The sequence below is a fragment of the Salipiger sp. ABF4_146 genome (genome assembly GCF_056161345.1).
Genome location: NZ_JBSWYX010000005.1, coordinates 131,371 through 153,592 on the forward strand (window position 1 = coordinate 131,371; position 22,222 = coordinate 153,592).

Annotated in this window: 20 protein-coding genes and 1 other RNA gene; 4 read left to right on the forward strand and 17 right to left on the reverse strand. The window is 64.7% G+C overall.

What is annotated here, in order from left to right:
* Nucleotide 1 precedes the first annotated feature (1 nt).
* The 8 genes from ACXAJT_RS09130 to ffs all read right to left on the reverse strand — a co-directional run bounded on the left by ACXAJT_RS09130 (nt 2) and on the right by ffs (nt 7,610).
* Complete coding sequence (locus ACXAJT_RS09130) at nt 2–673, reverse strand: hypothetical protein (protein WP_475234654.1); 672 nt, start codon at nt 671–673, stop codon at nt 2–4.
* Complete coding sequence (locus ACXAJT_RS09135; RefSeq protein ID WP_475234655.1) at nt 648–1,196, reverse strand: hypothetical protein; 549 nt, start codon at nt 1,194–1,196, stop codon at nt 648–650. Before ACXAJT_RS09135 ends, ACXAJT_RS09130 begins: the two co-directional genes overlap by 26 nt.
* A 615-nt stretch (nt 1,197–1,811) precedes the next feature.
* A complete protein-coding gene (locus ACXAJT_RS09140) occupies nt 1,812–2,297 on the reverse strand; it encodes a hypothetical protein (protein WP_475234657.1) in 486 nt (161 codons plus the stop codon).
* A 153-nt stretch (nt 2,298–2,450) separates the two neighbouring features.
* Entirely contained in the window at nt 2,451–3,974 is a 1,524-nt protein-coding gene (locus tag ACXAJT_RS09145; protein WP_475234659.1) for a phage major capsid protein, read from the reverse strand.
* Nucleotides 3,971–4,345, reverse strand: coding sequence for a gene transfer agent family protein (locus ACXAJT_RS09150; protein ID WP_475234660.1), 375 nt, complete (start codon nt 4,343–4,345; stop codon nt 3,971–3,973). Before ACXAJT_RS09150 ends, ACXAJT_RS09145 begins: the two co-directional genes overlap by 4 nt.
* On the reverse strand, nt 4,338–5,525 hold the full coding sequence (locus ACXAJT_RS09155; RefSeq protein WP_475234661.1) for a phage portal protein: 1,188 nt from the start codon (nt 5,523–5,525) through the stop codon (nt 4,338–4,340). Before ACXAJT_RS09155 ends, ACXAJT_RS09150 begins: the two co-directional genes overlap by 8 nt.
* A gap of 84 nt (nt 5,526–5,609) precedes the next feature.
* Nucleotides 5,610–7,406, reverse strand: coding sequence for a tyrosine-type recombinase/integrase (locus tag ACXAJT_RS09160; protein ID WP_475234662.1), 1,797 nt, complete (start codon nt 7,404–7,406; stop codon nt 5,610–5,612).
* Nucleotides 7,407–7,513: 107 nt separating this feature from the next.
* An RNA gene (gene ffs / locus ACXAJT_RS09165) (signal recognition particle sRNA small type) lies at nt 7,514–7,610 on the reverse strand.
* Between the two features lie 192 nt (nt 7,611–7,802).
* Here ffs and ACXAJT_RS09170 point away from each other — a divergent pair.
* Nucleotides 7,803–8,957, forward strand: coding sequence for an ATP-binding protein (locus ACXAJT_RS09170; protein ID WP_475234663.1), 1,155 nt, complete (start codon nt 7,803–7,805; stop codon nt 8,955–8,957).
* 30 nt (nt 8,958–8,987) lie between these two features.
* Here ACXAJT_RS09170 and ACXAJT_RS09175 read toward each other — a convergent pair whose 3' ends face one another.
* The 4 genes from ACXAJT_RS09175 to ACXAJT_RS09190 form a co-directional block, all read right to left on the reverse strand.
* Nucleotides 8,988–9,749, reverse strand: a complete 762-nt coding sequence (locus ACXAJT_RS09175) for an ABC transporter permease (RefSeq protein WP_475234664.1) — start codon at nt 9,747–9,749, stop codon at nt 8,988–8,990.
* A gap of 91 nt (nt 9,750–9,840) precedes the next feature.
* Entirely contained in the window at nt 9,841–10,638 is a 798-nt protein-coding gene (locus tag ACXAJT_RS09180; protein ID WP_475234665.1) for an ABC transporter ATP-binding protein, read from the reverse strand.
* A gap of 62 nt (nt 10,639–10,700) precedes the next feature.
* Nucleotides 10,701–11,705 carry an ABC transporter substrate-binding protein gene (locus ACXAJT_RS09185; protein WP_475234666.1) on the reverse strand — a complete coding sequence of 335 codons (1,005 nt, stop codon included), beginning with the start codon at nt 11,703–11,705 and terminating at the stop codon, nt 10,701–10,703.
* 157 nt (nt 11,706–11,862) lie between these two features.
* Nucleotides 11,863–12,546 carry an HAD family hydrolase gene (locus ACXAJT_RS09190; RefSeq protein ID WP_475234667.1) on the reverse strand — a complete coding sequence of 228 codons (684 nt, stop codon included), beginning with the start codon at nt 12,544–12,546 and terminating at the stop codon, nt 11,863–11,865.
* 138 nt (nt 12,547–12,684) lie between these two features.
* Between ACXAJT_RS09190 and ACXAJT_RS09195 the strand changes: the two genes are divergently transcribed.
* On the forward strand, nt 12,685–12,996 hold the full coding sequence (locus ACXAJT_RS09195; protein WP_475234668.1) for an antibiotic biosynthesis monooxygenase family protein: 312 nt from the start codon (nt 12,685–12,687) through the stop codon (nt 12,994–12,996).
* Between the two features lie 137 nt (nt 12,997–13,133).
* On the opposite strand, the gene ACXAJT_RS09200 is transcribed toward ACXAJT_RS09195, so the two are convergent.
* Nucleotides 13,134–15,110: a bifunctional 2',3'-cyclic-nucleotide 2'-phosphodiesterase/3'-nucleotidase gene (locus ACXAJT_RS09200; protein WP_475234669.1), complete on the reverse strand. Its 1,977-nt coding sequence runs from the start codon at nt 15,108–15,110 to the stop codon at nt 13,134–13,136.
* Nucleotides 15,111–15,441: 331 nt separating this feature from the next.
* On the opposite strand from ACXAJT_RS09200, the gene nudC reads away from it, so the two are divergent.
* Both nudC and ACXAJT_RS09210 read left to right on the forward strand, forming a co-directional pair.
* Nucleotides 15,442–16,401, forward strand: a complete 960-nt coding sequence (nudC, locus tag ACXAJT_RS09205) for an NAD(+) diphosphatase (RefSeq protein ID WP_475234671.1) — start codon at nt 15,442–15,444, stop codon at nt 16,399–16,401.
* Between the two features lie 48 nt (nt 16,402–16,449).
* Entirely contained in the window at nt 16,450–16,920 is a 471-nt protein-coding gene (locus tag ACXAJT_RS09210) for an SRPBCC family protein (protein ID WP_475234672.1), read from the forward strand.
* A 27-nt stretch (nt 16,921–16,947) separates the two neighbouring features.
* Here the strand turns inward: ACXAJT_RS09210 and xylB are convergent, their stop codons facing one another.
* From xylB to ACXAJT_RS09230, 4 genes are all read right to left on the reverse strand, one after another.
* Nucleotides 16,948–18,402 (reverse strand): xylulokinase, encoded by a 1,455-nt coding sequence (gene xylB, locus ACXAJT_RS09215; RefSeq protein WP_475234673.1) that lies wholly within the window; start codon nt 18,400–18,402, stop codon nt 16,948–16,950.
* 75 nt (nt 18,403–18,477) lie between these two features.
* On the reverse strand, nt 18,478–19,110 hold the full coding sequence (locus ACXAJT_RS09220; protein ID WP_475234883.1) for an ATP-binding cassette domain-containing protein: 633 nt from the start codon (nt 19,108–19,110) through the stop codon (nt 18,478–18,480).
* A 1-nt stretch (nt 19,111) separates the two neighbouring features.
* The gene (locus ACXAJT_RS09225; protein WP_475234675.1) at nt 19,112–20,803 is read right to left on the reverse strand and encodes an ABC transporter permease; all 1,692 of its coding nucleotides are present in this window, start codon (nt 20,801–20,803) and stop codon (nt 19,112–19,114) included.
* Nucleotides 20,804–20,816: 13 nt separating this feature from the next.
* On the reverse strand, nt 20,817–22,055 hold the full coding sequence (locus tag ACXAJT_RS09230) for an ABC transporter substrate-binding protein (RefSeq protein ID WP_475234677.1): 1,239 nt from the start codon (nt 22,053–22,055) through the stop codon (nt 20,817–20,819).
* Nucleotides 22,056–22,222 lie beyond the last annotated feature (167 nt).

Consider the following 22,222-nt stretch of genomic DNA (forward strand, 5'->3'; position numbering starts at 1 on the left):
TTTATGCGCGACCGAGAATTTTCATTAAATCGCGGATTTTGGTAACCTGAACGTTGAGGGAGTCCGCGGACTCTCTTGCATCTGGGCTAATGCCTCCATTTGGGTTGTTCTTGAGTATAAAGTCAAACGGACCCATTCTATCCCATGCGGTTCTTACATGCTCGCTTGTTACGTCGTATTCGTCAATAAGTGCAATACGAAATACGCGTTCATTGTATAATGTGACTTCGAACATTAAGCTGTTCAGGTAATCTACTTTCGCCACTCTGCTATGCTGCCGAAGGGCGCGTAACGCGAAACTTGTTTCTTTGGCGGTTATGCTTCCTATATCGGGCTCGCGGCAACCTGACCTTAGCGTGCCAACGCCACCCCACCCAGCGTGGTTGCGCTCGCAAGCACCGATTGCAGAGCCATCCCAGAATGCCCCGGAGGGTATGGAGACGATAAAATCCACCTCGCTATCTAGGAACGGGATGACGTCCTCATGGGTGACATGATGCTGCCATACAACGCCCAGGAGAAACGGGGTTAAGCCCGATTCATTTCGTTCTACCTGACATAGATCGTCGCTGATCCAAGTGAGGCTGGTGGCGGCGGGGTAGTCACCTTCAAGCAGTATCTTCTTAATAAATTTTTTCGACATGGCGTTAAATACCGATTTTTTCCATTTCAAATGGGAATCTGATGTTTATTCCCTCGACGCCCTCGATGTGTCTTATGATTAATCCCCTAACATGCATCTTAAACCGCGCCACCACCCTTTTCTCTTCGTTTGTGAGTAGTTTTGTGTTCGCATCAAGCATTCTTATCATAAGATTGCTGTTTGGTATTATTGTTGAGCGAACCCTTGCCTTCCACATGCCGGCTTCCGCAGCTTCAGGGTTGAACCTGTAATCTAGGTCGGGTCCAGTTGCTTCGTGTATCTCTTTGTTTTCTGTCAGGAGTTTATCAATTTCGGCGCGAAGTTCCTCCCTGCTCCCAAATTTTCTGACACCAAAAGCTGCATTGATCCTATTGACGTGATCGATCTTCCAGACGCGAATGGTTCCGTCTGGATATTTGTCTGGGAGTTTGTCAATGGTTTTGTGGCAGTTCGCGCAAAGGAGGATAATGTTTTCATACTGCCCTCTTTCGTCTTCAGTTAATTCTTCGTTGGGGCGCGGGCCATCATTCGATGCGGCAAAAATATGCGCCATCTCTGCGATATGTATATGCTTGGCGTCATCGTCAGGGAATAGTCGGCCGTTGCAGGAAGGGTTTTGGCAAAACCCTGCTGAATCCGTGAAAAGCCGCAGTCGCGTCCCAGCGTCTGGATGAGCTTTCCCTCTTGAGCACGCCATAGCTAAACCCTTCGAAGATACATCTCTTGTTGCAAACTGGATGTCCTTTCGTCGGACTGCAACTATATATCTTCAAATTTTCGGAGACTGATGCTAGTTGCGACACTTCGTGCAGGCAATGGTCTAGCGCGCGAGCTCTATATCTTACTTCGATCTAGTCGCTGCTTATGACTGTTGTGACAGAACGCACAGAGCGGTTGCCAGTTCGTGGGATCCCAGAAGAGCTCATTTTCGCCTCGGTGCGCCTTGATGTGATCCACCACTTCCGCAGGTGCGTGGCACATCGCACAGATCGGGTGGCAGGCTAAGAACTCGGCGCGTGCCTTGCGCCAAGCGTGGTTATAGCCGCGCTCGGCTGCAGTCGGGCGTTGAGCATCGTGGCGACGGTTACGGGCGCGTGTGCTCGCGATCTGGCAGGCGCAGCGCTCGCCACTTGGGACCGACCGACCGCAGGAGCAGGCACGGGGTGGTCTAGGCATTGTGCCGGGCCTTCAGCGCGCGAAGAGCATCGCGATCAAACGCGGGATCGTGGCCGAGTTCTTCAATCTGGCGCAACCTGTCCGGGGTGTAAGGGCCTTCTGGGTTATTACGGCTGGAAGCCGCGTCCGTCTCATCGGAAACGCCGTGGATCGCCTTGAGCTGAGCGACCTTGCCTTCGAAGGCTTGGGTGATTTCGTTCGGAGTTGCAGCCCAGGTATTGGCGGGCGTCCAGCCGAGCCAGCCAGTGCCGATGGAGTAGAGTTGGGCGTAAGCCTCGGGCCACGAGATCGCCTGAGCGCTGATGTCGCTGCTTCCGGTCGAGGAAGTGCCAAGGAACAGCTCGCACAGCTCGCGGAGCGGCGCTGTGAGGGCTGCTTCGATCTTTGCGAAGGGAAGGGCTGCTAAAGAGATAAGAAGAGCCTCAGCGGCCTTCTGGCTAACCGCTGAGGCTCGGATGAGCGCCCACATGGTCGTCATGTGGAACTGAGAGAGCCTTAGGAGCAACCCCTCCCATCCCCCATGCAGGCGCTCAAGCGTCACCGCTGCCCGCAGCGAGGGGCGCAGGACCACGACATGCGGGCCGTGGTGCACTGTAACCTCTTCAATGCGGGCGAGCGGGTGCATAAGGGCTTATGCCGCCATCTTAAGTTTGCGCAGGGCATCGGGCCGGATGACGCCAGCACCGACACGGCGGCGGGCATGGTAGCGCATCAGGCCATTGGCGCGCTGAGTGAAGGGGTCAGCCAGCACCGCGAGCGAGATACGGTCATAGATGCGATAGCCCCGCTTGAAATCGCCGAAGATGATCGGCTCTGCGCCTTCGCCAATGTCGGGCATGTCCACGGCCTCGATGACCGGGCGACCGAGGATCGTCTCGGGTTGGCCTGCCTGATAGGACGGCTGCCAGAGGTAGTTGCCGTGACCGTCCTTCAGGGTGCGCAGGGCGGCGAGGGTCGTGCCATTCATCACCCAGGTGCCCGCGTTCCGGTAGGTGCCGGGGAGGGCATACATGAGGGCGATCAGCTCATCCGGCGAGATGGAGATGCCGCTCGCGGCTGCGGTGACTACGACGTTGGCGTCGGTCATGAAGCCGGAAGGCTCAAGGGCGGTGCTGCCGTTGACGAACGACAGGCTTTCCTTCTGGCCGAAGTCTTCCGCGAGGGCGAGGTTCACTTCGCTGAGCACGTTGGCGCTGTCTTCGGCAAGCTGGATCGACATATCGACGTAGGTGGAGATTTCCTTCACCGCGACTTCGGTCTGAGCGAAGGCAGGTTCGCTGCCGGTGCGGGCACCAGTCTCGCCGACCCAAACTGCGTTGGTCACGCTCGTGCGCTTCGGCAGGATGATCGTTGCGCCTGCGGTGCTGCGCACATCCGCGATGGCGCGGACAGGGCTGTATTCCACGAGATTGCGGATGAACTCGCCGCTCACCTCCTCAGGCACAAGGATGTGGTTCGCGGTGTCGCTGGCCGTGGTAAGCGACTTGGCTTCGCCGGTCGAGAGGTAGTGCGTGAACGCCTTGACCTCCTGCGTGCCCATGAGCGGGCTCGACAAGCCGGTCACGGTCGGGCGGTTCGCCTTGGCTTCGATTGCATCGAGCCGCGCGTTGATGCGGTCGAAGGCTTTGGTGTCGATGCCCGGCGCGACGTTGGCCGGGGTCTGCGGTTTGGCCTCGGGGGCCAGTTCTGCGTTTTCCATTTCGGATTCCATACTGGTTACAGACTTAAGCGAGGTGATCTGCGCGCCCGGATGAGCCGGGACGGCAACAATGCTGATTTCGTGAAGCTCAAGGGCGCTGATGCGACGGCCTTTGCCCTCGCGCTTCGCGTCCTTGGTGATGAAGCCGATAGACAGGCCCGAGATCGCGCCCGCCTTGACCATCGCGCGGACCTCGCGGGCGCGCTCGACGTCTTCGACAAGCAAGCGGCCCTTGACGGTCAGGCCGGTGTCGGTCTCGGCGATCTCTTCCCAGACGCCGATGACTTGGGCTTGGTCGTGGGCAAAGAGCATCGGCAGGGTGGCGGGGCCGGTGAAGGCCCCTTTCTCGATGAGGTCGCCCACGCGGTCTGCCGAGCCGAAAGGCCAAGCGAGGCCAGTGATCTCGCCGGTATCGGTGACCGAGAGCGCGGCCTTGATTTCGAGCCGGTCGGTCATGCTGCTTCCTTCAGGCTCGCGCCGAGGTCGCCAGTCGCGGCGGCTTCTTCGGTCGCGTCTTCAGCCCCATACCAACGCGCCGCCATGATCGCGCCTGCGAGCGTCAGGAGTTCCATGACGGGGCGGTTGGTGGCGTAGGCCATGCAGAGAAGAGCGGCCTCCTCGGGGGAAGTCTCGCCGCCACCAATGAGGCCCAAGCGAATGATCTCGCGCAGGTAGTGGGCGGGATAGCCGAGGTTTGCCATCTGGAAGAAGAGAGCACCCGCGCCGAGGTCTGTCAGCCGTTCCAGCTCAGCGAGCATCGGGTCGGTGAGGGCAAAGGTGCGGGTGCGGTCGCCGAAGAAGGCGCGGATGGTGATCTGATCACTCATTGGGGATTTCCTTGGGGGAGGGCGCGGGAGCAGCGCCGGTCGTCGTGTAGGGGTTCTGCAGCGTGTCACCGTCACCACGCGGCGTGAGGTTCAGGCCAGAGCGAACCTCGTTAGCGGTCATCACGCCCATGCTGCGATATTGGCCGTAAGCAGCGGCGCGGGCTGCGGTGTCGGTGGTCGTGAGGTCGTCGGTGACGAACTCGACGTAGAAGTCGCGGCGCTCATCTGCTGTCAGGAGGCAACGCGCATAAGCCCATGCCCATTCGGTCAGCCAAGGCTTCAGCGTGACTTGAAGGAACTGCCGGGCCATCTCTTCGGTGTTCGACCATGTGCCGCGCGTCAGCTCGAAGAGCATGGTCGGGGGCACCCGGAAGATGCGAGCGATCTCGCGGATTTGCTCAAGCCGGTTCTCGGCGAACTGGGCATCGGTGAGCGTCATAGTGATCTGCTGATATTGCATCCCCTCATCGAGGATGGCGATACCGCCGGACTCGGGGCCTCCAAACCGATCCGTCCAAGACCGCTTCATTTTGGTTTTGGATTCGTCGTGCATCGTCTTCGGTGAGGTAATGACGCCGCCGGGACGGGTGCCGTTGGCGAAGAGCCTGGCGATGTGCTCTTCGAAGGCCAGCGCGAGCCCGATTGCCTCACGCCCGAGGGTGATCGGGGAGGCACCGCCGAAGGCTTGGACGTGAAGAATGTCCTGGAAGGGGTAAGTGCGGCGACCGTCCGAGAACCGCACGGCATAGGTCGGTTCGCCGAAGTCGTCGGTTTCGAACTGGACTGTCTCAGGTGCGAGCCGGTGCAGCTCGACCGGATCGCCCGCGCCGTTGCGGACTACCAGCGCGAAGCCGTGCCCATGGAGGAGGGCATCGGTTGTCAGTTCTTCGCGAAGGGACTGCGCCGAGGTCCAGGGATTCGCCTCGTCATGGATCAGTTTGTAGGCGGAGTGATCCTTAACGGCAGCGCGGTCCTCCTGTTCATAGAGCTTGACCGGCAGGCTTCCCACGGTCTCGGCGATCAGCGAGACGGCGCAGGCGACGGCAGGGACGCGCATCGCGCTCGATGCGGACACGGCCTTTCCGGTGACGGTTGGGACGATACCGAAGATGGGGAACGCGGCGGGCGTAGATACGCCCACCGTCTTTTTCTGAAACGCTGACAGGACTTTCTGTAGCATCGCCACACACTCAAGCACTCACTATGTTAATGGTATTAACATTTCTGGCGCTGCGTGTGAATCCTAAAACGTTTCTTCTTTGTTCTATTTTCCGTCGAGTGGAGGTCGGATAGGCTGTGCCGCGCTTGCGGCCTCCCTGAGGCGCTTGATTGGCAGATCGAAGCTCACCCGCCCAAGGGCTTCCGCCATCAACGTGATCGGCGACGCATGGATGTAGACAGATGCAACCTCTTGGATAGCGTGCCCGGTGATCATCTTTGATAGCTCGCGCGGACAACCGGACCGCGCGAGTTCGGTCGAGAGGGTATGCCTGAAGGAGTAGAACACCTTCTGGCGGCTCGTGATCCCCAACGTTCTCCGAAGATAGGTGACGTTGAACCAGTTGTTCACTTTGTCGGTCGGCTCCCACTCGGGAAACAAGCGGGTCTCACCCTTGGCGCGGAGGTCGGCGATATAGTCGAAGAGGCCGAGTTTGATCAGGTCTTGATGGATCGGGACGAAGCGCTTGCTGCGTTGGTTCTTCGACGCCTCGGCGAGGTAGAAGACCGGCACGCCTTGTTCTTCGTAAATATTGTCGATCTGCATCCGCGACATTTCAGAGGAGTTGCGAACACCGGTGTAGAGCATCACCAGGGTTGCCCATTGGCGGAGCCCGTAGGTTTGAGGGTCGGCAAACATCTCGTGCCCGAAGATCAGGCTCAGCTCATCACGGTCGAATGGAAGATAGGAGGGTTCTTTATGCACGGCGCTGCCGGTGTCTACGCGGACGCCTTGAGCCGGGTTGGCCTCGATATGCCCGTTGTTTGAGGCCCACTGCAGCACAGTCGATAGGTGCGAAAGCCACTTCATGTTGATGGTCTTCGGAGCGAGCGTCGAGAATGGTTCGGCGCGCTTTTTGTTGGCTTTGATCGCCTGGGGCAGGGACAGACCCGGGAAGCGGATCGTGTATCGGTTCGGCGTTTCAAGAAGCGCCTGCTTATAGTCGATGACTTGGCGCTTGGTGATGAGGCGAACCGCGATTTCGCCTCCGGCGAACTCGTTGAACATCCGCACAGCGTTCTTGTGCTCGTCCATCGTCTTGGGTGCCAGAGAGCTTCTGCCAGCTGTCCGCTCCTTGTGAAACGCGCTCAGCGCCTCGCTCAGCGTCATGCCTGAGCCTTCGGGGGCCTTGCTGGGGCCGATGTTTGCGAACGGGTCTGGTGCGGTGAGAAGGGGGTCACGGGGCTTACCTCCGTGGTCGCCACGGTCGCGCTCGATGGTGCGCTCAAGCGCTTCGATCTCGGCGCGCATCAACGCGTTAGCCAGGTTCGTCCAGTCGCGAGTTCCTCGCGCGATCCCAAGTTTCCTGTCGTGAACATACTGCTCGACGACTGGCTCGATCCAGCGTGTCTCGCCACTTGCGAAGCTAGAGCGAAGTGCAGCAAGGCGTCGGGTGCGATTGTTGCGATAGAAGTCCCGCGCGCCGAGCATCAACTCGTAGTCTGTGGTTGAGTTGATGAGGGCCTCATGCCCGTGGCTGATACCGATTTCTCCGACTGCCATCCGGTCGAGAAGCCTGGTGCGTTCGACCTCCATGTCACCGAAACTCGGCATCGCGGCTCGGGTCGCTTCGTCGGTTTCGAGTGCGCTCGCATAGTGCGCCTTGGCGGCGAGCGCGAGTTCCGCTTCTGGATGGCGTTGCTGAAGCTCGTATCTCTCACGTGCTTCGTCGATCTGCGCGTAGAAGGCATTGATGATGCCGACAGCTTTGCGCTCGCGCGCTCTTGCGTCTGTAGGCAGGTCAGATTCGACAAGTTCGCGTTTGCGCATAATCGGGCGCAGTTCTTCGGGTATCGTGACGCGAACGATCCATTTATTTCGGACGTGCTGGACGTGTTTCATGCCCACCTCGGCAACCTGTTTTGTAGCAGGATTTGTAGCAGACTTTGTAGCGAACGCCCTTGAAAAGTAAGGGTTTCGTTTCTTTTCAAAGTGCTGGGGGAGGTGGGGGTGAGAGGCTGGACAACGACCCAAGCGGGGCTCGTTACGGCTGCTTCCTTCCGGACCTGACCGGGTTGGCGAGGCGCTTGCCCGCGCCAACCTCTCAAGGCCGCATATAGAGTGTGGGGTGGGGGGTCCGCAAGGGGGCGCGGAAAGAGATTTTCGGCTGAATGGCCGGGCGGCGTTTAGGCCATTTTATCTATTGTGCTATAAAGTTTCTTGGAGATGGAGGCTTGCCTGAGCGCGCGCTGGGCATTAGCCTTCTTTATCCAGTTCACTATAAAATGGCAGGCATCCATGACGAAGGGCAGCAACGGTCGGGAGTTCTACGTCCCCCGTGGGGATTTGGCCGAGGCGATTGCGCAGCGGCTGTCGCTCGACCCGCTGTTGGGCAGCCCGTCCGGCCTGTTGCTGGCGGCGCCGCGGCGTACTGGCAAGAGCACCTTCCTGCGCCGCGATCTGCTGCCGGTGCTAAAGGCGCGGGGCGATCATCCAGTGCTTGTCGACCTCTGGGCCGACCGCAAGGCCGATCCCGGCCAGCTTATCGCCGATGCGCTCGCCGCCGAGATCGCCGCCTTGCCCACGCCCGCCGAGAAGGCGCTGCGGTCGCTGCCGGTCAAGGCGATCAGCATCGGCGGGCTGCGCGCCGAGATCGGCGGCGTCGCCGAGGGCCGCAATCTCACGCTTACCGAGGCACTGGTGGAGATTGGCAATCGGGCGAAGGCCGATGTGGTCTTCGTCATCGACGAGGCGCAGCAGGCGGTCACTTCGGAGGCTGGGCTCGACGCGATGTTCGCGCTCAAGGCGGCGCGCGACGCGATGAACCAGCGGGCCGAGGGCGCGCGGCTGTTCGTGCTCTGCACCGGCTCGAACCGGGATGGGCTGGCGGGGTTGGTGTCGACCAACCAGCAGCCGTTCTACGGCGCGCGGGTCGAGGATTTCCCCACGCTCGGGCGGCCCTATGTCGAGGCGCTTGTCGCGGCGATCAACCCGCGGCTGGCCGAGGACAACAAGCTCGACCCCGAGGACGTGGCGCGGGCCTTCGATCTGTTGGGCCATCGCCCCGAGAAACTGGTCGAGGTGGTGCAGCAACACGCCGCATGGCTGCCGGGCAGCGCCGGGCTGAAGCGCACGCTGGAAGAGCGGGCGGATGACCTCAGGGCGCGGGTCTGGGATCAATACGGCTCGGACTTCGATGCGCTGTCGGAGCTGCAGCGGGCGGTGCTGGAGGTGCTGATCCGCGACGGTGCGGAGTTTGCGCCTTTCCACGAGCGTACGGTGCATCGAGTGGGGGACATCATCGGCGGCAAGACCACGGCGCAGGCGATCCAGAAGGCGCTGGACGCGCTGCGCGAGAAACAGCTGGTGTGGCGTCCGGGCCGAGGGCGCTATGCGCTGGAAGACCCGGACATGAAGGGCTGGCTGCTGGCACGCATGCAAGAGCGTCGCTGAGCCTGCGGAGGTCTCAAGTCTGCGGAGGCCTCAAGTCTGCGGGCGTTCGGCCCAGCCGGCAAAGATCTTCTCCAGAGCGACGACGACGTAGTAGAGTACGATGCCGAGGAAGGCCAAGGCGATCAGCACCGCGAACATCAGCGGGTAGTCGGAGTTGGTCTTGCCGCTGTCGAACAGCGCTCCGAGGCCGCGCCCGTGCGGGCTGACAATCTCCATGAGGTTGGTGCCGATGAAGGCCAGCGTCACCGCCACCTTCAGCGCGCCGAAGAACTCTGGCAGGGTCTTGGGGAGGGCGATCTTCCAGAAGATCGTCGACTGGCTGGCACCGAGCGAGCGCAGGATGTCGCGGTACTCCGGCTCCAGCGTCGACAGGCCGATCGAGACCGAGACCGCGATCGGGAAGAAGGAGATCATGAAGGCGATGAGCACGGTGTTGAAGTCGTGCATGCCGACGAACATCAGCGCCACGATCGGCACCACCGTCGCCTTGGGGATGGCGTTGAACCCCACGAGCAACGGGTAGAGCGCGTCGCGCATGGTGCGGGAGAAGCCCATGACCATGCCAAGCGCTGTGCCGAAGATCACCGCCAGCAGCAGGCCCACCACCGTGCGCCACAGCGTCTGCCAGCCCATGGTCAGAAACAGGCTCCAGTAGCGCTCATAGGCGGGGATCAGGTCGGAGGGGGAGGCCATCCGGTAGTTCGGCCAGCCCATGACCCAGACCAGAGCCTCCCAGAGCAGGAGGAAGATCACGATGGCGAGGGTGGGGACGGCGATTTGGCGGAAAGTCATGTGCGGCTCCGCTGCGCAGCCTGCCCCGCGGGGACGCGGGTGTCGGCGGCGGGATGTGCGTATTTGGGAAGAGAAGAAGCGGGGAGAGGCATCAGGCGGTGGCCGCCTCGGCGGGGGCGCGGCCCTGCGCGATCTCGATCTGGCGGCGCAGGGTGGCGAGCATATCCGCGGCCTGCGGCGTATAGAGATGCTCGATGTCGCGCGCGCCGCTGATCCCGACGTCGAGGGTGAACTGGGTGCGGGCGGGGCGGCCCGACAGCACCACCACCTGATCGGCAAGGTAGATCGACTCGCGCAGATCGTGCGTGATCAGAACGCCGGTGAACGGTTCTTTCTCTTTCACCTGATGCATGATCTGCCACAGGTCCTCGCGGGTGAACGCGTCGAGCGCGCCGAAGGGCTCGTCGAGGATCAGCACCTCGGGGCTGTGCACGAGCGCGCGGCACAGCGAGGCGCGCTGGCGCATGCCGCCCGAAAGCTCGGAGGGGCGCTTGTCTTCGAACCCTTCGAGGCCAACGAGGGCGAGCAGATAGCGGGCGCGCTCTTCCTGCTGCTTTTTGTTCAGCTTGGTGGGCACGATCTCCAGCGGCAGCATGACGTTCTTGAGGATCGAGCGCCATTCCAGCATCACCGGGTTCTGGAAGGCCATGCCAACGGTGGAGCGCGGGCTTTTCACCTTCTCGCCGTGCAGCCAGACCTCGCCCTCGTCAGGCTTCAGCAGCCCGGCGACCAGCTTGGTCAGCGTTGACTTGCCGCAGCCCGACGGGCCGACGACGGCGGTGAAGCCGCCCTCGGACACTGCCAGTTCCAGCCCGTCCAGCACCGGCAGCGGGCCGTTGGCGGTCTTGTAGGCGTGGCGCACGCCCTTGATCTCGATGAGGTTGGTCATGTCTTGCCTTGCATGCGCGCGGGGGCGGGCGGGCCGCCCCCGCGCGGGTGTTTCCGGGGCGATCACTCGAGCGGGAAACCGCCCTCGGGCAGATACTCGCCGGTGAAATAGAGCGATGCGTCAGGGTCGTTCTGGAACTCGTAGGTCAGCGTGATCTGCTCGAGCGCGCTGTCCATGCGCGCCGCGTCGATCGGGCCGAAGCCATTGGTTTTGGTCCAGTCGGTCACCACATTGGCGTCAAGAGCCAGTTCGAGGCGGCGGGTTTCCAGTTCGGCATCCGAGGCGGGGTTGCGCGACACGAGGCTTTCCACCGCGGCGGCGGGATCGGCCACGGCGTCCTTCCAGCCCGCGGCGACGGCGCCAAGGAACCCTTCGAGGAGTTCGCCGTTCTCGGCGGCCCAGTCGGTGTTGACGATGATCGCGTTGCCATAGAGGTCGACGCCGTAGTCGGCCATCAGGATGGTCGAGATGTCGGACTCATCCACGCCGAGGCGTGCGGTGTTGAGGTAGGAGGTGAAGGAAAAGCCGGTGACGGCGGCCACTTCGCCCTCGGCCAGCATCGGCTCGCGGGTCGGGAAACCCACCGGCTCGATGGTGATCGCATCGGTGTCGAGGTCGTTCTCGGCGGCGAAGATCGGGAACTGCGCCCATGCGCCATCGGGCGGCGGCGCGCCCAGTACCTTGCCTTCGAGGTCTTTCGGCGTCTCGACGCCCAGCGACTTGCGGCCAATGATGGCGAAAGGCGGCTTGTCGTAGATCATCATCACGCCGGTGACCGGCGCGCCGGGGTTCTGGTCGAGGAACTTGATCAGCGAGTTGATGTCGGCAAAGCCAACCGGGAAGGCGCCGGTGGCGACCTTCGGAATGGCATCGAGCGAGCCGGACCCGGCAGAGATTTCCACCTCAAGCCCCGCATCGGAGAAATAGCCCTTGTCGATGGCGACGAAATAGGGGGCCGAGGGGCCTTCGAATTTCCAGTCGAGCGCGAAGGGCAGGGCGGTCTGGGCCGAGGCGGCCGTGGCGGCGGCCATGAGGGTGGCGGCCAGCGCGAAGGCGCGGGGGTACATGGTGGTCTTCCTCCGTGTTGGGGCGGCGGGGCCGCCTTGTTTTCCGGCGTGTTTTTCACGTCTTGCGGTGAGTTTGCCGAGAAATGCGGCAAAGGGAAGGCGTCATCCGAGTGCGTACCGCAATTTGTCTACTGCTTTTTGACCGAATGATCAAAATTTAGGCGGGTGATGCGCCTGCAGTGTGCGTCAACGGCAGGCCGGCGGCGCGTGCGCCCTCGATCAACGATGCCGCGAGGTGGTGCGCGTGGACCCCGTCGCTGGGCAGCATGTCGGGCACCTGCACTACGCGCATGCCGGCCGCGCGGGCACTGGCGGCGCCGGTGTCGCTGTCTTCGAAGGCGAGGCAGAGCTCGGGCGCGTGGCCGAGCGCTTCGGCCGCCATCAGGTAGGGATCGGGCGCTGGCTTGGGGCTCTTGACGTGGTCGAAGGCGATGACCGCGGCAAAATTCGCCCGCAGTCCGGCAAGGGCGAGCTTGCGCTCCGCCTCCTCGGCACCGGAACTGGTGGCCACCGCCATCGGCAAGCCAAGAGCGGCGATTTCTTCGATCAGCAGCACCGCGCCGGACTTCAGCGGCACGCCGCCGGTTTCGCGCAGGGTGACGCTCTCGTCGCGGATCGCCTGCAGCAGATGCGCCTGATCGAGATGGCCGTAGCGCTGCAGCATGGCCTTGGCCACGGCATTGCGGTCGCGCCCGATCAGCGCTTCCAGAAAGCCCGGTTCGACGGTGACGCCGAAACGCAGGAACGCCCGCCTGCCGGCCTCGAGCGCCACGCGCTCGCTGTCGACGAGCGTGCCATCGAGGTCAAAGATCACGGCGGCGAAGGGAAGCGGGGCGGTCATATCGGGCCTTTCAAATTCGGGCTGTGCCAATGTGGCCCGGCGTGGCGGGGAATGTCGAGAGCGCGATTTCGTGTTATGCTGGCGCAGCTTGAGGCAGACAGGCCCCCCGCTTTCGCGCGTTACATGGAGGGTTGTTCGATGATCATGCGTGTTTTCCAGGTCGTGACCCGGCCGGGCAAGGAAGAGGAGTTTTCTGAGTTCTTCCATAAGGTTGCGATCCCGATGCTGCGCCGCACCGAGGGCATCGTCGAGGTGCTGCCCGGCGCGGCACGCCCGGAGAGCCCGCGCGAGTTCTCGGTGGTCATGGTGTGGCGCGATCTTGCCTCTCTCAAGGCGTTCACCGATGAGGATTACACCCGCCCGCATGTGGACCCGGCGGAGGAAGACCTTGTCGAGAGCCGCCTCATCCGCCACTACGAACTGGTCGAGGACGGGGTGATCAGGCGCTGAGCCGCTCCATTGGCTGCCATCCCGACAGCGCCGCGCGGCACCTCCGGTGCCGGGTCGACGACGGTCCGCGGATGGGTGAAATAGAGGCAGCGCATGTGAATGGAAAAGGGGGCGCCGGACGCGCCCCCGATCAACGGTCAGAGCGTGACGCGGAACTGCGCATAGCCATCCGCATTGTCGCCCGCGTCCTCAATGTCGAGCGCCACGCCATCCATGTAGTCGCGCGCCTTGGGGCCGGTTTCGAAGAGGACCGTGGTGTCTTCCATCGGCGCGAAACTCCAGTTGTCGTCGGCGCTCGGGTTGATGGTGCCCTGCTCGACGATGTAGCGCACGATGACGTCGCGGTTGGTGTCCGGCGCCTCAAAGACGATGGTGTCGCCCTTGGCGCCGGGGAAGCTGCCGCCGCCCGAGGCGCGGTAGTTGTTGGTGGCGATGATGAACTCGGCCTCCGGATCAATGGGGGCGCCGTTGTAGCTCAGGTTTACGATCCGGTTCGTGTCCGCATTCACGACATTGCCCTCGCGGTCGAACATCGCCGGCTGCGACAGATCGATCTGATAGCTCACCCCGTCGATCACGTCGAAGTTGTAGCTTGGGAAGTCGGGGTTGAGCAGGGGGGCATCGGTGGCGCCGGGCTCGATCTGGTTAAACATGCCCGCCGAGCGCTCCAGCCAACCCTTCACTTGCGCGCCGGTCACCTTCACCGCACGCACCGTGTTGGGATAGAGGTAGAGGTCGGCGACGTTCTTGATCGCCACCGGGCCCGCGGGCACATCGGTATAATACTCCGGCCCGCCGCGGCCGCCGGCCTTGAACGGTGCCGCCGCCGAGAGGATCGGCAGCCCCTCGTACTCGGTGCCCTGCATCATTTGCTCGATGTACCAGCTCTGCGCGATCGAGACGATCTGCACCGAGGGGTCGTCGGCCACCAGCGCGAAGTAGGAGTGCAGCGGTGCCGAGGTCTCGCCCACGGCGCGGCGCACGTAGTCCAGTGTCGCCTCGTGCTCGGGGCGGACCGAGGCAAGCACCTCGGCGTCGTCCTCGACCAGCGCGGTGACCTTGCGGTCCTCACCGCGCTCGTAGATCGGCCGCGCTTCGGAAGCAGTGGAGACCACCTTCCACGCATTGCCGTCGCGCTCGAGCAACAGGTCGATGAGCCCCATGTGCGAGCCCCAGAAGCCGCCCATGACCGCGGGCTTGCCGTGGATGGTGCCGGCGGAAAGATCGATGGCGCCCTGCCCATCGTAATCGGCCGACGGAAAGACGAGGTGGCTGTGGCCGGTCATCAGCGCGTCAATGCCATCCACGGCGGCGAGCGGCACCGAGGCGTTCTCCATCCCGTCCTCGTGCTGCGCTGCGCCGATGCCGGAATGCGACAGCGCGATGATGATGTCGGCGCCTTCCTCCTTCATCTGAGGCACCCACGCTTCGGCGGTGCTGACGATGTCGCGCGCCTGCACGTTGCCCTCGAGGTGCTTGCGGTCCCAGTTCATCACCTGCGGCGGGGTGAAGCCGATGATGCCGACGCGGATCGGATGGGTGGTGCCGGCGCCGTCGGTGATCTCGCGGTCGAGGATCACGTAGGGCTTGAACAGCGTCTCGTCGTCGCGCGGGGTGGCGCCCTGCGTCTTGGCGATATTGGCCAGCACGATGGGGAAATTTGCGCCCGCGGCGGATTTTTCGAGGAATCCGAGACCGTAGTTGAACTCGTGGTTGCCGATGGTGCCCGCGTCATATCCGAGGGTGTTCATCGCGGTGATGACCGGATGCATGTCGCCCTCTTTCATGCCACGCTCGTAGGCAATGTAGTCGCCCATCGGGTTGCCCTGCAGGAAATCGCCATTGTCCACCAACAGCGTGTTGCTGGCCTCGGCGCGGATGCCCTCGATGATCGAGGCGGTGCGCGACAGGCCGACGGTATCGATCGGCTTGTCGGCGTAATAGTCGTAGGGAAAGACATGCACATGCAGGTCGGTGGTTTCCATGATGCGCAGATGCGCCTGATTGGCCGCGGCGCGGGCCGAATAGGGGTGCAGCGCGATCAGCGCGCCGGTGGCGGCGCTGCCGGCGAGAAAGCCGCGGCGGCTGATCGGGGATTGGGGAAAACGGCGCATCGAGATCTCCTTCGGGGTTAGTCTCTGCCGGAATAGTGCAGCTTCAAGACGTTCTTGCAACGCTGCCGCTCCGTCGCTCCGTCGCTTCGCCGCCGGGCCGCTGACGTCGCGCCAAGCGCTGCACCGCTGTGCGCCGGCGGTTGCTGCCGTGCCGTGCGTATTTGGCAAAGAGAAGAAGGACCATGCCGCGCCCTGCTTCTTCTCTTTTCAAATACGCCGGGGTGCGCGAGGGGCTGGCCCCTCGTAGATCCGCGCGCGCGGGGGCTGGGTGCATCGGTTGCCAGCCCCCGCCGCGCATGCCATGGCTTGCCCACCCAGCAGGAGGCAGCAGATGCGGCAGGCGGAACAGGTGACATTCGGCGGATCGGGTCTCGACCGCGCGGCGGAGATGCGTGGCGACATCCCGGCACTGGCGGCGGCGATGCAGCGGCCCGGTGCACGCGCTGTGGTGCTCTGGCGCGGGAAGCCGCTGCTGCGTGGTGAAGAGCGCGCCGAGTTGCTGCGGTTGCCGCTCGACCATCCGCTGCTTGGCGCGGCCAGCGCCCGCCCGGTCCTGCTCGGGCGCGAGGGTGGCGAGGCGGTTCTGGCTTATGACATTTCCGGCTGGGAGCCCGACGCGCCGCAGGGCGAGGGCTTTGTCGATCACAGCGTGCAGACCCACCCCGCCGCGCCCGAAGCCAGCCGTTTTGTCGAACTGCGCACGCAGTTGATGACGCTGAGCGCGCGGGATGCGGAACTGGCGGCGACGGCCAAGGCGATCCTCGGATGGCACGACTCGCATGGGTTCTGCGCCCGCTGCGGTGCTGCCTCGGAGGTGACGCAGGCCGGGTGGCAACGGGTCTGCCCCGCGTGCGGCACATCGCATTTCCCGCGCACAGACCCGGTGGTCATCATGCTGATCACGCGCGGCAATTCGTGTCTGCTCGGGCGCTCGCCGGGCTGGCCGGAGGGCATGTATTCCTGCCTTGCCGGCTTCATCGAGCCGGGCGAGGCGATCGAGGCGGCGGTGCGCCGCGAGGTGATGGAGGAGACCGGGGTCGAGGTGGGCGAGGTGGCCTACCTGTCGAGCCAGCCCTGGCCATTCCCGGCCTCGCTGATGCTGGGCTGCCACGGTGCGGCGCTGAGTGACGAGATCATCATCGATCCCGAGGAAATCGAGCACGCGCAATGGGTCAGCCGCGAGCAACTGGCCGAAGCCTTCGCTGGCAATGTGCCCGGGCTGCAGCCGGCGCGGCGCGGGTCGATCGCCAATTTCTTGCTGCGCAACTGGCTTGCGGACCGCCTCGATTAAGACAAAATGCGCCCGTAACGCATAAGAAACGGTTTATCGAGGCAGTTGATGGAAATAGCCACGAAGGAAGACATCGAGGTTCCGGTCGAACGGGTCTTCGCCGAAGCGACGAATTTCGATCACCTCGAGCGGCAGATCATGCGGCGCGGGATCGAGCTTCGCCGGGTTGTGCCCGGCGGCGATGGCACCGCAGGGCCGGATTTGGCTTGGGAGGCGGAGTTCGCCTTCCGCGGCAAGACCCGCAAGGCTTCGGTCGCGCTTGTGCAGCACGATGCGCCGAACCTTCTGGTCTATCGCAGCTTGTCGGACGGGCTAGAAGTGCTGACCCGTATCGAGTTTGTGGCGCTGTCGCGCAGCCGGACCCGCGTGGCGATGCAGATCACCCTGCTGCCGAAGACGCTGTCGGCGCGGCTGATGGTGCAATCGCTGAAGCTTGCCCGTTCCAGCATCGAGAAGAAGTTTCGTGTGCGCATGGCCGAATACGCCGAGAGCGTCGAAACCCGGCTCAAGCAGGCATGACCGCCCTGCCTGCGCCTTTGGGGTGCCTCAGTCGGGTGTGGCGAGCGGCTTGAGCGCCCGGTAGAGCGCGCGCCAGCTCTGCAACCTGTCCAGCAGCGCGCCCGAGGCGGCGGGCACGAAGACCTGCCGCGCCTCGGGGCGCTGCGTGAGGTCGCTGCGCGCCAGCGTGCCCGTGGCCAGCGCCGCCAGTTTCGCCGCACCCAGCGATGGGCCGAAGGTGGCGCCGTCCGGGCGGAAAAGCTTCAGCCCGCTGGCGTCGCTCACCGCCTGCAGCAGCGTGTCGCTCTGCGCGCCGCCGCCAAGCGCGGGCAGCGGGGCCAGCCCTTCTGCGGCGGGGCCAAAGCTCTGCGCCGCATCGGCAAAGCAGAAGGCCACAGCCTCGAGCACCGCGCGCATCATCGCGGCACGGGTGGTGCTGTCTTCCAGACCGAAGAAGCCGCCGCGAATGTGCGGATCGCCGTGCGGGCTGCGCTCGCCGGTGAGATAGGGCAGGAAGAGCGGCACCCGCGCTTCGGGCACCTGCGCTGCCTCGGCCAGCAGCGCGCCGATATCGGTGCCTGCGACCTCGGCGAACCACGCCAGCGGGCGGGCGCCGTTGAGCATCGCGGCCATCTGATACCAGCGGCCGGGCAAGGTGTGGGCGAAGGCGTGCACATAGGCCTCCGGGTTGGGGCGATAGCGTGTGCCGGCCAGCAACAGTTGCCCCGAGGTGCCCAGCGAGATCTGCCCGGTGCCATCCTCGACCGCGCCGACCGCCACGGCACCGGTGGCCGCGTCCCCGCCGCCGGTGACGATCTGCACCGATGGTGGCAGCCCCAGATCGGCAGCGACCTCCGGGCGGATTCTCCCGGCGATCTCGTGCCCATCCAGCACGCACGGCAACCAAGCCGGATCGGTCTCGGAGGCCGCGCAGAGCCGATCTGACCAGCGCCGCGCCATCTGGTCGAACCACAGGGTGCCGGCGGCGTCCGATGGGTCGGTGACATGCTGGCCATGCAGGCGGAAGCCCAGATAGTCCTTCGGCAGCAGCACATGGGCGATGCGCGCATGTAGCTGCGGCTCTTGCCGGGCCAGCCACAGCAGTTTCGGCGCGGTGAACCCGGGCAGCGGCGGAACGCCGGCGCGCATGCCGATATCCGGCACGGCGGCGCGCAGCGCGGCGCATTCGGCATGCGCCCGGCCGTCGTTCCACAGCATCGCCGGGCGCAGCACCCGGCCAGCCTTGTCGAGCAGGACTGCGCCGTGCATTTGGCCGGACAGGCCGATGGCGCGAATGGCACGGCGCTCGGCCTCGGACAGCGGCGCCAACAGATCCGCCAGAACCGCGCGCGCCGCCTGCCACCATGCCTCTGGGTCTTGCTCGGAGGCGTACGGCATGGGCGATCTGCTCTGCAGCGGGCGCCGCGCCTCGGCGCGCGGCACACCGGCATCGCAGAGCACCGCGATCACCGAGCTGGTGCCGAGGTCCAGTCCAATCTCCAAGACAGTTCTCCTCCCAAGACCCCTGTCAGATATCGGGCTGACCATTTCGCGGATCGGTGGCTGCCGCAAGGGGGCTCATCCCAACTCGATCACCTGTCCTGCTGCGGCCTCGGCGTCTGCCGGATCATGGGTGACCAGCAGCACCGGCAGTCGCTGTGCGCGGGCACGCTCGAAGACGAGGCCGCGAATCTGCCCGCGCAGCGCCGCGTCGAGCTTCGAGAAAGGTTCGTCGAGCAGCAGCGCGCGGGGCTCGGACAGCAGCATGCGCATCAGCGCCACCCGCGCCTTTTGCCCGCCAGAAAGCGTCGCCGGATCGCGCTTGGCGTAGCCGTTGAGGCCAATGTCGTCCAGCGCCTCCGCGATCCGGGCCCGCCGCGCCGTGCCGCGCAGCCGCGGCGGCAGGCCAAAGCCGAGGTTGCCGCCGACCGACAGATGCGGGAATAGCAACTCGTCCTGAAACAGGATGCCGACGTGCCGGCGTTCGGGCGGCAGCGCGGTGATGTCGTGGCCGTCGAGCGCGATCCGCCCCGTAAGCGCGAAGCCGGGTGCGACGGTGCCGATGATCGCCGAAAGCAGCGTGGATTTGCCAGAGCCGGAGGGGCCCATGACGGTGAGCACCTCACCGGGCGCGACGCGGGCGTCGAGGGCCAGCAGCGGTGTCTCGTGATGCGAGATGCGCAGGTTTTCGAAGATCAGCCCGGTGGTCATGTCAGGCACCATGGCGCATCCCCCGCCTGTTGCGCCAGACCAGAGCCGGGATCAGCAAGGCCAGCGCGAAGGGCAGGAAGGCCGCCGCCGTCTGGCCAAGCGCTGTCACTCCGATCACCCGTCGGTCGCCGCCGGAGGCCAGCGCCACCGCCTCGGTGGTCAGCGTCGGGCTTCGTCCGGCGCCGATCAGCAGGGTCGGCAGATACTGACCGACGCTGACGGCGGCGCTCACGGCGGCGGCGGTGAGCAGCGGGCGCAGCAGCAGCGGCAGGCGCAGCCGCCAGAAGGTGGCCGTGGCGCCTTTGCCAAGGGCCTGCGCCACGGCGGCGTAGCGCGGATCGAGCGCGCGATAGGGATCGGACAGCGACAAGAAGGTGTAGGGCAGCACAAAGACCACATGCGCCGCGATTACCGCCGCCAGCGTGCCGTCGAGCCCTGTCAGCAGCCCGGCGACCTGCAATCCCGGCAGAAAGGCGATCTGCGGCACCAGCAGCGGCAGGTAGAGCAGCCAGAGCGCGCGGGTGCCGGGGCGGAGCCCGTGCCGTTGCTCGGCCTCAAGACAGGCGGTCGTGAGGATGATTGCGGTGGCCGAAGCCGCCGCAGCGATCAGCATCGTCCGTCCGAAGAGCGACAGCAGCCCGGGACCATGGCGCATCCAGCTGCGCAGGCTCCAGCCCTGCGGCAGTAGGTCGGGGAAGCGCCAGAACCCGGCAAAGGACCAGACCGCGAGCCCCGCCAGTCCCAGCAGCACCAGCGCTGCGCAGAGCGCGCCCAGCCCCAGCCCGAGCCCGCGCCAGAACCGCTCGGCACGGCCGCGGCCCCCGGCCACCAGCCAGCCCGCCGCGAGGCGGGCGAGGGCGGTTTCGCCGATGCGCCAAAGCAGCAGGGCCGCCAGTGTCAGGGCGAGCAGCAGCAAGGCGCCTGCGGCGGCCTGAAGGCGCAGCGCCAGATCGGGATCGTTCATCCACTTCAGCACCTGCACGGCAAGCGGCGGCGGCGTGCCCGGCCCAAGGATCATCGCCACGTCGACGGCGGACAGCGAGTAGGCGAGCACCGCGTAGACCGGCAGCCGGATCTGCGGATAGAGGCGGGGCAAGACCGTCTTGGCCCAGCCGGACACCCGCCCGTACCCCAACGCTTGCGCGGTGGCGAGGCTCTGCGAAGGGCGCAGCGCTGGCAGAGCGGCGAGGCTCATCAGCAGCAGGAAGGGCATCTCCTTCACCACCAGCCCCGCGATCAGCGCCAGCCCCCATGGGTCCTGCAGGATCAGCACGTCGGGCGGACGGTCCCAGCCAAGCGGCTGCGCGATCAGCCGGGCGATCCAGCCGGAGGGCGCGATCAGGAAGGCGAGGCCGAAGGCGGCGGCGGCGTGTGGCACCGACAGCAGCGGTGACAGCGCCCGCTCGAGCGCCCTGAAGGGCCGCGTACCCTGCCAGCCGGCGCAGATCAGCAGCGTCAGCGCCAGCGACAGGGCGGTGGCCGCCAGCCCGGTGAACAGGCTGAGAAACGCGGCACGCGCCAAGCCGGGCCAGTCCAGCAGCGCGCGGATGGGATCGAGACTAAGCGCATCGGCTCCAAGCGCGGGCAGCAAGCCAAAGGCAGGTGCCACGGTGCCGGCCAGCCCGGCGGCCACCGGGCCGAGCAGCGCAAGCAGCGTCAGCACAGGTGCCGCACGGGTCAGCGAAAGGCGCATTCTTGGCGCGCGGTCAGGGCGCGACGCCGTAGCGCGCGGTCCAATCCTCTTCGAGCGTCTCCATCCACGAGGGATGCGGCTCGGGCAGGGTTGGGCCCAGTTCTTCGGGCGTCAGCGTGGCAATGCCCACCGGGTTCTCGTCAAAAAGGCGCACTTCGTCGGCGCTCAGCCTGTCCATCGCCAGCACCGTGCCCAGGCCCAACTCGTCGGGGCTGGCCATGCGCGCCTGTGCCTGCGGCGAGAGCAGCAGGTTGGCGATCACCATGGCACCGGCCTTGGCGTTCGCGTTGTAGGGAATGGCGACGAAGCTGGCGTTGCCCAGCGAGCCGCCTTCGAGCACGAAGCTGCGCACGCTGTCGGGAAGTTGGAAGTTGGCGATGGCGTTGGAGGCGGCGTTGGGGTTGAACTCGAAGCCGATGTCGATCTCGTTGTCGGCCATCAACTGGATCATCCGCTGCGCGTTCTGCGGATAGGCTTGGCCCTGCCGCCAGAGGTTGGGCGTCAGCGCGTCGAGCCAGTCCCAGAGCGGCGCTGTCGCGGCCGCGTAGTCGGCGTCGCCGACCGGCGCTTGCAGCGCCTCGGGATCGGGCGTCAGTTCAATCAGCGCCTGTTTGAGAAAGGTCGAGCCAAGGAAATCCGGCGGCTGCGGGTAGGTGAACCGTCCGGGGTTCGCGGCGACCCAGTCGGCCAGCGCCTGCATGCTGCGCGGAGGCTCGGGCAGACGGGCGGTGTCGTGATAGAACACCAGTTGCGCCATGCTCCACGGGCTTTCCAGCCCCTCGGTCGGCACGGTGAAATCGGCGGTCAGCGCGGCGTTGGCCTCGGGGTCGGTCAACTGCCAATTGGGCAGGTCTTCCGACCACGGGCCAAAGAGCAGGTCCTGACGCTTCATCGCCGCGAAGTTCTCGCCATTGATCCAGATAAGGTCGATAGCGCCTCCCGTGTCCTTGCCCGCGCTCTTCTCGGCCAGCACGCGGCTTACTGCCTCGGCGGTGTCCGACAGCTTCACGTGCTCCAGCGTCACGCCGTAATCCTCCTGCGCCAGATCGCCGATCCAGTCGATGAAGGCATTGACGTTCTCTGCGCCACCCCAAGCATTCCAATAGACGGTCTGGCCCTCGGCCTCGGCCAGCACGGCGGGCCAGTCGGCGGGATCGACCTCGGCGTGGGCAAGGCCCGCGCCGATCAAGGGGGCGGCAAGGCTGGTGGCAAGGGAGAGCGGCAGGCTCTGGCGCATAAAGCGGCGGATCATTGCGCGGGACTTTCTTGTTGTGCCGCGACCTGCGGCGCTTTCGTGCTATATGGTCTCATGTTGTCGCAAGCGCGCCGCCCTTCGGTCAACTGACAAAAGGGTGCGATAGGGTACAGCGTGCTTGCTGCCTTCGTGCAGCTTTCTATCTGAAGCCTATGAATTTTCCA